Source organism: Aeromonas sp. 604176, assembly GCF_049170755.1.
In the GTDB taxonomy this organism is placed as follows: Bacteria; Pseudomonadota; Gammaproteobacteria; order Enterobacterales; family Aeromonadaceae; genus Aeromonas; species Aeromonas veronii_A.
The window spans coordinates 1-15,088 of sequence record NZ_JAAKNE010000107.1; the positions used below are offsets into that span (position 1 = coordinate 1).

A 15,088-nucleotide genomic window follows, 5' to 3' on the forward strand; every position below is an offset into this window, starting at 1 on the left:
TCGGGGCAGCTGCCATAGCAGCCGTCGCACTCGAAGCAGTTGCCGCAGGAGTAGCAGCGCGCCGCCTCGTAGCGGGCGGCCACCTCATCCAGCCCGCCGATGATCTCGCCAAAGTCATCTCGCGCCCACGCCGGTTTGACCGGCTGACTGCTGGCCGGGGCGTGGGTCTGGAACCAGAGCTGCAACTGCTCGGGCCCCACCAGCGGGTAGGAGACCATCTTTTGGTAGTGGCGACCGCGCAACCAGGCATCCATATGGCGTGCCGCCTTCTTGCCGTGGCCGGTGGCAATGGTAACGGTGCGCTCGGAGGGCACCATGTCGCCGCCCGCAAATAGCCCCGGCACATCCGTCATCAGGTTACCCGCCACCTGCACCACTCCCTCCTTGTTGACCCGCACGCCGGGAATGCTCTCCAGCACAGAGAGATCGACCTCCTGACCGAGCGCCAGAATAAGGGAGTCCGCTTCAAGGGTTTCAAACTTGCCGGTGGGCACCGGCTTGCCCTCGGCATCCAGCGCCATCACCTCCACCTTGATATGGGTGTTGTCGAGCTGGCGGATGCTGCGCAGCCAGTTGATCTTGATCCCCTCCTCCTCGGCCTCATCGGCTTCAAATGCGTGGGCCGGCATATGGTCCCGGTCGCGGCGATAGATGATCATTGCCTCTTCAACGCCCAAACGGCGGGCGGTACGGGCCGCATCCATGGCGGTATTGCCGCCGCCGTAGATGGCCACCCGTCGTCCCAGTTTGGGCGGCGGCAAGCCCTGCTCTTCGGCCAGACTGGCCTGTTCGAGGAAGCTCACCGCATCGAGGATCTTGCCCGCTTCCCGGGCCGGAATATCGACCCGCTTGGCCAAATGGGCGCCGATGGCCATAAAGACGGCATCAAAGCCCCCCTCATCGCGCTCGCGCTGCACATCCTCCACCTTGTGGTTGAGGGTCAGGGTCACCCCGGCCGCCACGATGCGGGCAACCTCCCGATCCAGCACGTCGCGAGGCAGACGGTAAGCGGGAATACCAAAGCGCAGCATGCCGCCCGCCAGTGGCCCCGCTTCGCGGATCTCCACCTGATGGCCAAGCCGGTTGAGGTGCCAGGCACAGGAGAGACCGGAGGGGCCGGCGCCGATCACCAGCACCCTCTTGCCGCTGGCAGGGGCAGGTGGCGCAGGCTGCCAACCACGGGCCAGCGCCTCGTCGCCGAGAAAACGCTCGATGGCGTGGATAGAGACAGATTCATCCACCTGACCGCGGTTGCAGGCGCTCTCGCAGGGGTGATAGCAGACCCGGCCATGAATGGCGGGCAAGGGGTTCTCTTCGATCAGGGTCTGCCAGGCCGCCTCAAAACGACCGGCCTGCGCCAAAGAGAGCCAGGCCTGGATATTTTCTCCGGCCGGGCAGGCGTGATTGCAGGGTGGCAAGGCCGGCCGCCAGACGGGTAGCCGGGTACGCACCGGGCCTGTTCCCGTTTTCAGGGAGAGATCCGGCAATGGGGTCATGTCCAGTTGTTTGCTCATACATTGCTTTCTTCTTTTTGTATGACAGGCCCCACCCGATGGCGCTTGATACCGTGTAGCCGAAGCGGACGGTGGCCGGATGGGGAAGAAGCGAAAGCGTTAGAAACTGGGAACTGAGTCGATAATGGCCGCTTTTTTGTACTGATTAGCGAATCAGGATCAAAAAATGTTGCACTTTATGGTTCATAGAGACCAGAACGTGACTCAAGTAACATCTTCTCCAGCTGACCGCTGGCTTTCAGTTTGGCGAGCCCCCGATTGAAGGTTTTGACCAGCTCGTCAGCGTTGGCACGCTTGCGGCTGATCAACAGGTGACCTTCAACTTTCATCACGGGTTTTGAATGGGTTGCAAAGAGATCGACCGTGCTGGCCGGGTAGAACTGACGCAGGGAGTAGTAGCCGACATCGATGTTCTCCAGGGTCAGGTCGGCGCGGCCGGAGAGCAGCAGATCAAAGCTCTGGCGCAGCCGGGTGACGAACTGCACCTGCAGCGGCACCTGCGCGATGGCTGCAAAAAAATCTGCATTGTAGGTATAGCCACTGACCGCAGCCAGCTTGCGATCCGCCAGATCCTGATAGCCACGCCATTCCAGCGGGTTTGATTTGAGATAGAACCAGACGTAGGTTTCGCTCAGGATGGGATCGCTGTAGAGATGGGTTTTGCGCCGCTCGCTCGACTCATACCAGTGGACAGTGCCATCCACCACTCCCTCCTCCGACAAGCGAAAGGCCCGCTTCCAGGGCAGAAACTGGAACTTGACGCTCACCCCTTCACTCCTGAATGCCTCGCTCACCACATGGGGGATAAGCCCCTGATATTTCAGCGTCTCGGAGCAGTAAGGGGGATACTCTCCCGTGGTCAGGGTCAGCTCCTGCGCCCAGAGCCCGTGGCAAAAAAGGCTCCCCGCCAGCAACCAGCTTATTTTCATCCCGATGCCCTCTTGTTCTCTTTTCCCAACTATAGACCGCCCCCTTGAAAGGATTGCCGGATCGCCGGGGAACCGTTATGTTCCCCTTTTTCTAGGCGATCGCGCCGCGTCACAAGGATATGAAGATGCCCAGGCTAGACAGCATTCACCTCTACCCCATCAAATCGACTGCAGGTATGCCGCTGGCTCGCGCCCGGGTGACCGAAGAGGGACTGGCAGGGGATCGCCGCTACATGGTGGTCAAACCGGACGGCACCTTTATCACCGCCCGTACCCATCCCCAGCTGCAACAGGTCGTGGCCACCCCCATCGAAGGAGGCTTGCAACTGCGCTATCCGGGCTTTGAACCGCTCACCCTGCAAGAGGCCGACTTCAGCTGCGCCCCGCAAGCTACCGGAGTCTGGAGCGACCGTTTCACCGCCCTGCACACCGACCCCAAAGCCGATGGGTGGCTGAGCCGGGTGGCAGGGGAAACGGTGCAACTGCTCTGGCTGGGTGAGACCTCTGATCGCTTTCGCGAGAAGACCGGCACCCGGGTCAGCTTTGCCGACGGTTATCCGCTGCTGCTGATAAGCCAGGCTTCCCTTGAGGATCTCAATCTGCGCTCCGATGCGCTGCACCAGATGAGCCAGTTCCGCACCAATCTGGTGGCAAGCAATACCCAGCCCTTCGAGGAGGACAGCTGGGTGCGCATCCGCATCGGCGAAGTGGAATTTAAAGTGGTCAAGCCCTGCAGCCGCTGCATCATGACCACGGTGGAAGCGGGCACCGATCGTTTCAACGCCCTGAAAGAGCCGCTGGCCACCCTTACCCGCTACCGCCGTGGCGAGGATGGCGAGGTCTACTTCGGCCAGAATCTGGTGGCGCTGAACGAGGGCTGGATTGAGGCAGGCAGCGAGATAGAAGTGCTGGAGCGCACCCGTCCGGTGGTCTATCCCGCCGCCGCGCCGAAGAAGCGGGAGCTGGTCTGCATGGCCCGCGAACCGCTGGCGCGGGCTCTGGAGACCTTCTGGTTCGAAGCAGCCGATGGCGAGCCTCTGCCCGACTACCTGCCGGGCCAGCATCTGCCCATCAGCCTCGATATCAAAAATGAACGGATCCAGCGGCGCTATACCCTGAGCTCCACGCCGGATCACCCGGAGCGTTACGGCATCAGCGTCAAGAAGGTGGAGGGTGGCCGCATCTCCCACTGGCTGCACCAGCAGTTGCAGGTGGGTGATCGGCTGCTGGCCGCCAACCCCGCTGGCGATTTTCACCTAGGCCGCGAGCGCAACCTCCTGTTGCTCTCCGCAGGCTCCGGCGTCACCCCCATGCTGGCGATAGCCCGCACCCTGGCGCTACGCGGGGAGCTGGAAGAGGTTCACTTTATGCACCTGTGCCGCAGTGAAGCGGACATTCCCGCCGCCAGCGAACTGTACGCCATGGCGCAGCAGGGCATGACCCTCACCATTATCCTGAGCCAGCCGGACAATCACTGGCAGGGGCTGCAAGGGCGACTCAATGATGAGCATCTGCGACTGGTCAAAGGGTTGGCCGAAAAAGAGGTCTTTATCTGCGGCCCCCACGGTTTTATGGCCGATGCTGCCGCCAAAGTTGCGGCCCTCGGCGTTCCGGCCGCACGGATCAAACAGGAGAGTTTTGGCGGCGCCATTCTCTCGGTGGCCCGCCCCCATCAGGCGGTACAACTGCGTATCGGCGCCCAAGCCTTTACCGGCAACAATCAGGGCACTGTGCTGGATCAGGCCAACAAGCAAGGCGTAGAGCTGCCCTGGAGCTGCCGCGCCGGGATCTGCGGCAGTTGCAAACAGACGCTGATCTCGGGCGAGGTGGATCACCCCGACGCCCCCGCCATCAGTGCCGCCGAGCGGGCAGAGGGCAAAATCCTCACCTGCTGCGCCGTACCGCTCACAGACATCGTCATCAAATAAGGTGATCGAGCCACGAAAAGGCTGGCTGGGCCCCGATCCTGGCCGACCTTTTCCCCCCTGTCGACCCGCGGTTCCTCCATTCTCGTCTCTTTCTCGCCCCGCCTGCGCAACCATGCCGACGATGACTTCTATACTCACAGCAATAACAACAAAACCCCTCCGACGTAGCGGCCTTTGCCGTCTGACCAAGGGGGTTACCCGGTGAGAATAAGGACGCTCAAACCATGGAACAGAACAAACCCGCCTTTCAACTCAACCTCTTGCTCTCCGTGATCACCCTGATCCTGCTGTCACTGGTGTTTTTCGCCTACAGCTGGGCGGGTAAACAACTGGAAGAGAGTTATCGACAACAATATCTCTCCTACCTGCTGGCCGACGAGCTGCGCCAATCCTCCGATGACCTGACCCGACTCGGTCGCACCTACGTCATCACCAAGGATCCAGCCTACGAGCAGCAGTACATGCGGATACTGGCCATTCGCAACGGCGAACAGCCGAGACCGGATGGCTACAACCGTATCTATTGGGATTTTGTCGCGGCCAACGGCCAGAATCCTCGCCCCGACAGCAATGTTCGCCGCGGCCTGATCGATCTGATGAAGGATGCCGGTTTCACCGATGCTGAACTCGCCAAGCTCAACGAGGCCAAGAACAACTCGGATGCACTGGTCAACACCGAGGTGGCTGCCTTCAAACTGGTGCAGCAGACGGACGGTGATCTGGCCGCCAACCAGCAGAAGGCCATCGCCATGATGCATGACAAGGCCTATCACCAGAACAAGGGTCGCATCATGTCACCCATCGACGATTTCTACGTGATGATGGAGGGGCGCAACCAGGAGGCGGTCGAGAGTGCCACCGCCAATACCGACATGCTGCGCTACCTTTTTATCGCTCTGGGCCTGGTATTGATGTTCTTCCTCTGGCGCACCTATCGCTCCCTGCTCGATCTGGTGGGCACCTCGGTCGAACAGCTCAAGACCGATCTCCATCTGCTGGCGGAAGGGGATTTCTCCCGCCCCATCAAGGTGCCCCAAGGCTCGAAAGAGAGTCTTATCGGCCTGCTTGGCACCACACAGAGCACCCTCAAGGGGATCATCGGCAAGGTATCCCACTCCACCGAGGAGTTGTCCAATTCGGCCGACAGCATCGCCCAGATAGCGGAGCAGACCGCCCAGTTCGCCACCGATCAGCAAACCAGTACCCAGACCATGGCCGCCGCCATCGAAGAGCTGGTGGTGAGCATCAGCCACCTCTCCGACAATGCCAGCCATGCAGACGAGCTCAGCAAGGTCTCAGCCGACACGCTGGAGGAGGGCTCCGGGGTCATCAAGGAGACGCTTGGCAGTATCGAGAATATCTCCACCACGGTCGGTGAAGCAGCCAGCACCATCGCAGAACTCAACAGCCATACCCAGCAGATCTCGGAGATCATCGGCGTTATCCGCGGCATCGCCGATCAGACCAACCTGCTGGCCCTCAACGCGGCTATCGAGGCGGCGCGGGCCGGTGAGCAGGGACGTGGCTTTGCGGTGGTGGCCGACGAGGTGCGCAATCTGGCCAGCCGCTCGGCGGCCTCGACCCAGCAGATCACCGGGATGATCAGCAAGATCCAGAGCGGGGCGGATGCCTCTATCCGCAGCATGGAGAACACGGTCAACAACGTCTCCCGCGGTGTCACGCTGGCCAACCAGACCGGCGAGGCGATCGCCAGCATCCAGAGCCACGCCTCCAACCTCACCGGCCTGATGGGGGAGATCAGCCACACCCTGCGCGAGCAGTCCACCGCCGCCAACGAGGTGGTCTCTACCGTCGGCAACATCACCTCTCTCTCCGAGCAATCGGGGGATGCCGCCCGTCACGTATCTCAAGAGGCGGCCAAGCTCAAGCAGCTGTCACGGGTACTGCGCCAGGAGATGGGACACTTCAAGCTTTAAAGAACGCTGAAAAGCAAAACGGCTGCCCGAAGGCAGCCGTTTTTTATTCGGGGTATCCCCGTCATTCAGTATCTATCAACCACGCAGGGCGGCGATACGCTGCTCGATGGGCGGGTGGCTCATGAACAGCTCGCTCATGGAGCGCTTGCCGTTGATGCCAAAAGCCATCATGGAGCCTTCCAGCTGCGGCTCGGCACCGCGGGAGAGGCGCTCAAGGGCGGCAATCATCTTGTCGCGACCGGCCAGCTTGGCGGCACCGGCATCGGCACGGAACTCGCGCTGACGGCTGAACCACATGACGATGATGGAGGCCAGAATGCCGAACAACATCTCCAGCACAAACACGGTGATCATGTAGGCAAAACCACCGGTGCTGCTGCTCTCTTCCTCGTTGTTGGAACTGAAGAAGTTGCTGATGACGCCAGCCACGATGCGGGCGAAGAACATCACGAAGGTGTTCACCACCCCCTGGATCAGGGTCAGGGTCACCATGTCGCCGTTGGCAACGTGGCTCACCTCGTGGGCCAGTACCGCTTCCGCCTCGTCACGGCTCATGCTGTAGAGCAGGCCGGAGGAGACCGCCACCAGCGAATCATCTCGGCGGGCGCCGGTCGCAAAGGCGTTCATCTCGGGAGAGTCGTAGATCCCCACTTCCGGCATCTTGATACCCGCTTCGCGGGCCTGACGGGCAACAGTGCTCACCAGCCAGTGCTCGGTCTCGTTACGAGGTTGCTCGATGACCTGGACGCCATAGCTGCGCTTGGCCATCCACTTGGACATCAGCAAGGAGATAAAGGAACCCCCAAAACCGAACACGGCACAGAACATCAACAGCCCGGAAATGCTGGACTTGTTGATCCCCAGAACCGAGAACAGGATATTGAGTACCACCCCCAGCACCAGCATGACGGCCAGGTTGGTCACCAGGAATAGCATAATTCGCTTCATATAGACTCCTTGTGAGAATTAAAGACACGGAGATAGATCACTCGACCTCCCTATCTCCATGTTATGGATGAATTTTAGGGAGACTCGATGAATGTTCGCTGAATGTGACGTCACAAGAGCGGAGAGATATCAAGCCGCCCTTGCAAATCAGCCTCAAATGGATTGTTTATAAAGGGGATTTCCCCCAGAAACGGGGCCGGTAACATCCCCCTCAGGGTGTCCAGATTTTCCTGATAGTGGCTCATGGCACTGTGAAGGCGATTAATAACCCATCCCGCCACTGGCAACCGATCGTTGCGAATGGCAGCAAAGGTGAGCAGTGCATGGTTGAGACAGCCCAGTTTGGCCCCCACCACCAAAATCACCGGCATGTTCTCCTGCTTCACCCAATCCGACAGCAGATGCTTGCGATCCAGCGGCAGATACCAGCCCCCCGCCCCTTCCACTACTGCAAGCTCGGCCCCTGCCTGTTCAATCTTGCGCAGCCCCTCGCTCAGCCCCTGCATGGTAATGGGCTGGCGCGCCTCGCTGGCAGCGATATGGGGCGCAATCGGCGGCTCATAGGCAAAGGGATTGACCACCTCATAGGGCAACGGCAGACTCGCCGCCTCCTGCAACAGAACGGCATCCAGGTTGCGCAGCCCGTCCGGAGTGCGGGCACATCCGGCCGAGACCGGCTTGTAACCCGCGCACTTGATCCCCTGTGCGCTGAATTCACGCAACAGGGTACGCGCCACCAGCGTCTTGCCCACATCGGTATCGGTGCCGGTGATAAAGAATGATTTCATACGGTTCTCTCCTTGGCAGGGCCCATTGACTACCCTGCACACAATACGATTCCCGGCGCTCAACGAGGCTTGCTAAGACGGCCGAGGCACACCCGATAACTGGCGACCAGCCTGCCATCGGGCTGGCGAAACGCCTCATACGCCTGAGCCAGCTGCTGCAATCTGGCGCGACCGCTCAGACCGGCCGGGGCGGCACTCCCCTGATTGTCATTGATCTGATTGGCCCCAATACCCTTGAGATCGCGCAACAACTGCGGCAATTCAAGATAGGCGAGATCCCAGGTGATACAACGCAGCTCGGGAGCAGATACCCCGGCGCTAGCCAGCGCCTGCTCCAATTGTGGCAGGCTGAGGAAGCGATTGACATGGGCGCGACCATCAAGCCGCTGCCAAGCGGCTCGCAACTGCCAGAGCGACTCATCGAGCAGGGTCGAGAAAAAGATCTGGCCGCCCGGTTTGACCACCCGCAGCAGCTCGCCAAAAGCCTGGGCCGGACGCTCGCACCACTGCAGCGCCAGACTGGAGAAAACCCAGTCGAACGAGTTATCGGCGAAAGGAAGCTGCTCCGCATCGCCGCAGAGCAGGCGGGCGCCGCTGTCACGCAAGGCAGCCTGCGCCAGCATGCCGGGGGCGAGATCCAGCCCCACCAGCTGGTGACAACGGTTCGCCAGTTGGGGCAAGAAAAAGCCGGTGCCGCAGCCCAGATCCAGCCCGCTCACCGTCAGATCAGTGCCAACCGGCCTGCTCGGCATCCATTCCAACAGCGCCTGACCCACCTCCTGCTGAAAGCGGGCGTGGGCATCGTAATGACGAGCGGCGGCGCCGAAACGGCGAGCAAGCTGCGCCTTGTCGACCGTTTGAAAACGCTCAGTCATAGTGAGCCTCCCCAAGCGTTGTAACTGCAGGGCAGACCCCCAAGGCATCGAGCAAGCGATCCACATCCTGCTCGCGGTGAGCCGCGCTCAGGGTAATGCGCAGCCGGGCCGTACCGACTGGCACAGTAGGCGGGCGGATGGCGCTCACCCAGACGCCGCGCTCCCGCAGCCGTTCAGCCAGTTGCAGGGCAACACTGCTCTCCCCCACCAGCAGCGGCTGGATCGGGGTATCGCTCGCGCCAAGCTGCCAACCCTGATCCTTTGCCCCTTGCCGGAAGCGAGCGTTCAGCTGGCCAAGATGGGCGCGGGCATCCTCGGCGGCGCGCACCAGCTCGATACTCTTGCTGACTGCGCAAGCCTGCGCCGCCGGCATATGGGTGCTGTAGACATAGTGGCGGGCGAAGTTGACCAGATACTCTACCAGCTCACGACTGCCGCCGACAAAAGCACCGGCGACGCCAAGCGCCTTGCCAAAGGTGCCCATCTGGATGTGTACGCTGGCCGGGTTAACTCCCTGCGCCGCCAGGGTGCCGCGCCCCTCTGGCCCCAGCACGCCGAGACCATGGGCATCGTCGATCATCAGCCAGTTGCCGCTCCGGGCTGCCAATACCGCGAGTTCCCCCCAGGGGGCCTGATCCCCGTCCATGCTGAACACCCCTTCCGAAACAATCAGTCCGCGATTTGGCTCAAGCTGCCGTTCAAGGGCAGCCATATCGTTGTGACCAAAGCGCTTCATCTTGCAGGGGAGCTGGCTGCCCATCTCCTGCAGGGAGGCGTGGTTGAGTTTGTCCTGCCACAGCAGGTGTTCCTTGCCGAGCAGCGCTTTGAGCACCGCCTGATTGGCCGAAAAACCGCAGTTGAAGAGCAGCACCGCCTCCACCCCGAGCCACTCGGCCAGGGTCTCCTCAAGCTCTTGGTGGGCACGGCTGTAACCGGTCACCAGCGGCGAGGCGCCGGCGCCCGCGCCATAGCGCTCAATCCCCGCTTTGAAGGCAGTTTTGATGGCGAGATGATCCGCCAGACCCAGATAGTCGTTGGCGGAAAAGTTGAGGTAGTCGCGCCCCGCGACCCTGAGCCGCCCGCCACTCGCCCCATCGGTCGCGATGCGGTTGCGCAGCAGGCCCGCCTGCTCGCGCTTGGCCAGCGCTGCGCCCAATGCAAAAGGGCCTGTTACTGCTGGGCCAGTCATGACCGCGCAGTCTCTGCACGGGGGCGGGTAGCGTCATAAAACATCTCGGCAGGTTCGCTCTGGCGGCTCACCTCGGCCAGCAACTCCTCTTCTTGTACCTGATCCGGCTTCTGGGCCCGCTGGGCGGGACGAATGCCGAGCCGCTTGAACAGCTGCATATCGCTGTTTTCGTCCGGGTTGGGGGTGGTCAGCAGCTTGCAGCCATAGAAGATGGAGTTGGCCCCAGCCATAAAGCACATCGCCTGCATCTGCTCGTTCATCTTCTCCCGCCCGGCGGAGAGGCGTACATGGGAGGCCGGCATCATGATCCGCGCCACGGCGATGGTGCGGATAAATTCGAACGGATCGAGGTTCTCCTGATCCTCCAGCGGCGTCCCCTTCACCTTGACCAGCATGTTGATGGGCACACTCTCCGGGTGGCGCGGCAGGTTGGCCAGCGCCATCAAGAGGCCCGCCCGATCTTTCGCCTGCTCACCCATGCCGACGATGCCACCGGAGCAGACCTTCATGCCAGCACTGCGTACATGTTCCAGGGTATCGAGCCGGTCCTGATAGGTACGGGTCGAGATGATCTCGCCGTAAAACTCCGGCGAGGTGTCGAGGTTGTGGTTGTAGTAATCGAGCCCCGCAGCCCCCAGACGCGCCGCCTGATCGGCGGTGAGCATCCCCAGCGTCATGCAGGTCTCCATCCCCAGCCCGCGCACCTCCTCGATCATCCGGATGATGTAGGGCATGTCCTTCTCTTTGGGGTTGCGCCAGGCGGCCCCCATGCAGAAACGGGACGAGCCGTTGGCCTTGGCTTCGCGGGCCCGCTCCAGCACCTTCTCCACCTCCATCAGCCGTTCGGCCTCAAGGCCGGTGTGATAACGGGCACTCTGGGGGCAGTATTTGCAATCCTCCGGGCAGGCGCCGGTCTTGATGGAGAGCAGGGTGCTCACCTGCACTTCGTTCGGGTCAAAGTGGGCGCGGTGGACACTCTGGGCCTGAAACAGCAGATCGTTGAATGGCAGGGCAAACAGGGCCTGAACCTCGGCGAGGGTCCAGTCATGACGAAGGGCGTGACCGCCCGTGGTGAGAGCATTCATACATGGCTTCCGGTTGTTATTGGTGGGATCCTGCGCCCGCCATCCTTGCAAAAGGTTTTTGCAAGAGCGTGAGCGTAAAACCCGCCGCCGGGCCCGCGCGCTCAAGGTGATGCGCAGTGCCAAGTGGCTGAAATTGTTGGCTAGTGTAGAGAGCACGCGTAGACTGTCAACACCGACCAGATAAAACCAATTGACAACAGAACAACAAATGACCAACCAAGAATTCGACCTGCACCACATCTGGCACCCCTATACCTCCCTCACTCACCCCCTGCCCTGCTATGAAGTGGCCAGCGCCAAAGGGGTGACCATCACCCTCAGCGATGGCCGTGAACTGGTGGATGGCATGAGCTCCTGGTGGGCTTGCGTGCACGGCTATCAGGTGCCGGTACTGGACGCCGCCGCCACCGCCCAGCTCGGCAAGATGTCCCACGTGATGTTTGGCGGCCTCACCCACGCTCCAGCGGTCGAGCTCTGCCGCAAACTGGTGGAGATCACTCCGAAGGGGCTTGATCGGGTCTTTCTGGCCGATTCCGGCTCGGTAGCGGTGGAAGTAGCGCTCAAGATGGCGCAGCAATACTGGCACGCCAGAGGCACCCCCAGAGCCAAATTTGTCGCCCTGCGCAGCGGCTATCACGGCGACACCTTTGGCGCCATGAGCGTCTGCGACCCGGATGGCGGCATGCATGAGCTCTACAAGGGATTCCTGCCGGAACACTATTTTGTCGATGCGCCCAGCTGTCGCTTCCACGCCGAGTGGGATGAGCAGTGCGTGGTGGAGCTGGCGACACTCATGGCGGATCATCACGAGGAGATCGCCGCCATCGTGCTTGAGCCCATCGTGCAAGGGGCTGGCGGCATGCGCTTCTACCATCCCCGCTACCTGCAGTGGGTACGCGCCCTGTGCGACGAATTCGGCGTACTGCTGATTGCCGACGAGATTGCCACCGGCTTTGGCCGCACCGGCCAGCTGTTTGCCTGCGACTGGGCGGGGATTAGCCCCGACATCATGTGTCTGGGCAAGGCGCTTACCGGCGGCTACCTCACCCTCTCGGCGACCCTGACCACCGAGCATGTCGCCCGCACCATCTGTGACGGCAAGGCGGGGGTCTTTATGCACGGCCCCACCTTTATGGGCAATCCCCTCGCCTGCGCGGTGGCCAACGCCTCCATCGATCTGCTGCTGACCTCACCTTGGCAGGAGCGGGTGCGCACCATCGAGCATCAGCTGCGAACAGAACTGGTAGAGCTGACCCTGCACCCGGCGGTCGCGGATGTGCGGGTGCTCGGCGCCATCGGGGTGGTGGAGATGAAAGAGCGGGTGGATGTAGCGCGCATCCAGCGCAAGTTTGTCGAACTGGGCGCCTGGATCCGCCCCTTTGGCAAGCTGGTCTACCTGATGCCCCCCTTCGTCATCACCCCTGAAGAGTTGCGGGTATTGACCGACGCCATCAATCAGGCCATCACCGAAGGCGAGTTTTAATGCATGCAGCGGGCGGCCATCGCTGCCGCCCGTTTGGCTACCCGCATTTGATATATAAAGAGAGCAACTTTATCCACTTCCGTGCAGTTTCACTTGCCGTAATGTGAGCAAAACACCAGACCTGAGGCCCCAAGAGGGGTAAACTGCTGCGGTTTTACCATCAAGAAAGACTGCTCATGCGCCTCTCCATTGCTGCCAAAATCAACTTTTTCCTGCTCTTCATCTTCTCCATGGTACTGGTCTTCTCCGCAGCCTATCAGGCGGTGCGCGAGCGCGATCTCATCCTGACGCTCATCAAGGAGCAGAGCCGCGAGCAGACCGAAGCCTATTTCGACGGCCTCAACATGCTGATGCTGACCGGCAAGATGGATGCCCGCGATACCCTGCGCGGCAAGTTTCTCGACCACGCCCATGTGGAGGATGCACGCATCGTTCGTGGCGACGCGGTGAGCAAACAGTTCGGGCCGGGACGGGAGACAGAACAGGTAAAAGATGAGTTTGATGAGCTGGCACTGGCGGGCAAAGGGAGCCTGGAGGTGGTGCACAACGGCATGCACAGCCGTCTGGTGGTCACCCGACCGCTGCTGGCCAAGAAGGATTTTCGCGGCACCGACTGCACCAGCTGTCATCTGGTGCCGGAGAACACCGTGCTTGGTGCGGTGCGCTTTGACTACTCCCTCGATTCGCTGTTTACCCGGGTCGAGCAGAATATTCTCACCTCGGCGCTCATTCTCACCGGCATCTTCGGGATGGGACTGCTGCTGACCCTCTGGGTCATCCGCACCTGGATCGTGCGCCCTCTCAACCAGTTGACCCGCTCCATGGAAGAGGCCACCGACCTGCACGACTTCGGCCACCGGCTGGAGGGAGATGACGGCGACGAGATTGGCCGGGTGGCGGTGGCCTACAACCAGATGCTCGACAGTGTGGAGCGCCAGCTCGGCAAGCGCACCAAGGCCAGCAGGCAGGAGCCGGATCAGCCCCGCTGAGGCGGGCGCTTAACCGACGTAGTAGAAGAGCAAGCTGGCGATCAGCACCAATAGCAGGATGGCCAGATTGACATGCCGGGAGTCATCCTGACGGCGGCTGCGCTTGCGCTCCAGCAGCAACACCGCCAGCGTCAGGGCGCAGCAGCTCCAGAGCCCGTAGACCAGCCAGGGGGTAAGGGCCGGGTCCCAATAATCGCGCACCTCGATCCCGCCATAGACCAGAAAACCGTAGGCAATTTCGGGACGGGCATAGTGGTAAAGGGAGAGCAGCACGATAAAGCCGCCCCAGCAGAGCATCACCAGCCCCTGCAACACCCGTGTCAGCCAATCTGGCCCATGCCGCCGATCTTTCACCCACCTCTCCTGCGCCCGTGACACTCTTGTTGAGTGAACCATGCCGAAAACCCCACCAGAGTCCGACATTTTTGCTTGTTTATCAAACCCGCGCGGGTAAGATTGACGGCTTAGTCTGCCATGGTGGGCCATCTGTGCCCGGGCCAGACTCCCTAGTGTTGCAAATAGCGCTGCAAGAACAAGCTGGAGACAATATTTCGATGACGCACGCATCCGTAGTAGATGTGCTGGCCGGTAAGTATCCGGTCGGCACCACCCAAACTGTCAAAGGGTGGATCCGGACTCGCCGTGATTCCAAGGCGGGGATCTCATTTTTGGCCATTTCCGATGGCTCCTGTTTCCATCCGGTACAGGCAGTTGTCCCCAATACCTTGGCCAATTACGAGAATGAAGTGCTGCGTCTGACCACTGCCTGCTCCGTGGAAGTGACCGGCGTGGTTGCAGCCTCTCAGGGCAGCGGCCAGGCTTTCGAACTGCAGGCGACCGAGGTGAAGGTAGTCGGTTGGGTCGAAGATCCGGACACCTACCCGATGGCTGCCAAGCGCCACAGCATCGAATACCTGCGTGAACAGGCCCACCTGCGCCCGCGCACCAACATCGTTGGCGCCGTGACCCGCGTTCGTCACTGCCTGGCGCAAGCCATCCACCGCTTCTTCCACGAAGAGGGTTTCCTCTGGGTTGCGACCCCGCTCATCACCGCTTCTGACACCGAAGGTGCCGGCGAGATGTTCCGCGTCTCCACTCTGGATCTGGAAAACCTGCCGCGCACCGACGCCGGCAAGGTGGACTACAACGAAGATTTCTTTGGCAAAGAGGCTTTCCTGACCGTATCCGGCCAGCTGAACGCCGAAACCTATGCCTGCGCCCTCTCCAAGGTCTACACCTTCGGCCCGACCTTCCGCGCTGAAAACTCCAACACCAGCCGCCACCTGGCCGAGTTCTGGATGGTTGAGCCGGAAGTGGCCTTCAACGATCTGGAAGATAACGCCGCACTGGCCGAAGCCATGCTGAAGTATGTCTTCAACGCCGTACTGACCGAGCGTCGCGACGATCTGGAGTTCTTCGCCCA

Annotated in this window: 13 protein-coding genes; 5 read left to right on the plus strand and 8 right to left on the minus strand. The window is 61.2% G+C overall.

The window, feature by feature from the left end:
- The coding region (locus G5358_RS16615) for an NAD(P)-binding protein (RefSeq protein WP_421324513.1) at positions 1 to 1,514 on the minus strand (1,514 nt) is incomplete at its 3' end.
- A gap of 176 nt (positions 1,515 to 1,690) precedes the next feature.
- A complete protein-coding gene (locus tag G5358_RS16620; RefSeq protein WP_421324515.1) occupies positions 1,691 to 2,443 on the minus strand; it encodes a substrate-binding periplasmic protein in 753 nt (250 codons plus the stop codon).
- 125 nt (positions 2,444 to 2,568) lie between these two features.
- Between G5358_RS16620 and G5358_RS16625 the strand changes: the two genes are divergently transcribed.
- Both G5358_RS16625 and G5358_RS16630 read left to right on the plus strand, forming a co-directional pair.
- A complete protein-coding gene (locus G5358_RS16625; protein ID WP_216954187.1) occupies positions 2,569 to 4,371 on the plus strand; it encodes an MOSC N-terminal beta barrel domain-containing protein in 1,803 nt (600 codons plus the stop codon).
- Between the two features lie 224 nt (positions 4,372 to 4,595).
- A complete protein-coding gene (locus G5358_RS16630) occupies positions 4,596 to 6,308 on the plus strand; it encodes a methyl-accepting chemotaxis protein (RefSeq protein WP_216954189.1) in 1,713 nt (570 codons plus the stop codon).
- A gap of 75 nt (positions 6,309 to 6,383) precedes the next feature.
- Here the strand turns inward: G5358_RS16630 and htpX are convergent, their stop codons facing one another.
- The 5 genes from htpX to bioB form a co-directional block, all read right to left on the minus strand.
- A complete protein-coding gene (gene htpX, locus G5358_RS16635; RefSeq protein WP_069527876.1) occupies positions 6,384 to 7,256 on the minus strand; it encodes a protease HtpX in 873 nt (290 codons plus the stop codon).
- Between the two features lie 110 nt (positions 7,257 to 7,366).
- A complete protein-coding gene (gene bioD / locus G5358_RS16640) occupies positions 7,367 to 8,044 on the minus strand; it encodes a dethiobiotin synthase (protein ID WP_216954191.1) in 678 nt (225 codons plus the stop codon).
- Positions 8,045 to 8,103: 59 nt separating this feature from the next.
- Positions 8,104 to 8,919 carry a malonyl-ACP O-methyltransferase BioC gene (gene bioC, locus G5358_RS16645; protein WP_216954194.1) on the minus strand — a complete coding sequence of 272 codons (816 nt, stop codon included), beginning with the start codon at positions 8,917 to 8,919 and terminating at the stop codon, positions 8,104 to 8,106.
- The gene (gene bioF, locus G5358_RS16650) at positions 8,912 to 10,108 is read right to left on the minus strand and encodes an 8-amino-7-oxononanoate synthase (RefSeq protein ID WP_421324517.1); all 1,197 of its coding nucleotides are present in this window, start codon (positions 10,106 to 10,108) and stop codon (positions 8,912 to 8,914) included. Before bioF ends, bioC begins: the two co-directional genes overlap by 8 nt.
- Positions 10,105 to 11,193 carry a biotin synthase BioB gene (bioB, locus tag G5358_RS16655; RefSeq protein ID WP_216954198.1) on the minus strand — a complete coding sequence of 363 codons (1,089 nt, stop codon included), beginning with the start codon at positions 11,191 to 11,193 and terminating at the stop codon, positions 10,105 to 10,107. Before bioB ends, bioF begins: the two co-directional genes overlap by 4 nt.
- 208 nt (positions 11,194 to 11,401) lie before the next feature.
- Between bioB and bioA the strand changes: the two genes are divergently transcribed.
- Together bioA and G5358_RS16665 are read left to right on the plus strand one after the other, a co-directional pair.
- Positions 11,402 to 12,676, plus strand: coding sequence for an adenosylmethionine--8-amino-7-oxononanoate transaminase (bioA, locus tag G5358_RS16660; RefSeq protein WP_421324519.1), 1,275 nt, complete (start codon positions 11,402 to 11,404; stop codon positions 12,674 to 12,676).
- 176 nt (positions 12,677 to 12,852) lie between these two features.
- Complete coding sequence (locus G5358_RS16665; RefSeq protein ID WP_005350472.1) at positions 12,853 to 13,665, plus strand: HAMP domain-containing protein; 813 nt, start codon at positions 12,853 to 12,855, stop codon at positions 13,663 to 13,665.
- Between the two features lie 9 nt (positions 13,666 to 13,674).
- On the opposite strand, the gene G5358_RS16670 is transcribed toward G5358_RS16665, so the two are convergent.
- Complete coding sequence (locus tag G5358_RS16670) at positions 13,675 to 14,019, minus strand: hypothetical protein (RefSeq protein WP_005359354.1); 345 nt, start codon at positions 14,017 to 14,019, stop codon at positions 13,675 to 13,677.
- 200 nt (positions 14,020 to 14,219) lie between these two features.
- Between G5358_RS16670 and asnS the strand changes: the two genes are divergently transcribed.
- Positions 14,220 to 15,088 (plus strand): asparagine--tRNA ligase (gene asnS, locus G5358_RS16675; RefSeq protein WP_421324521.1); only part of this gene is annotated, 869 nt, incomplete at its 3' end.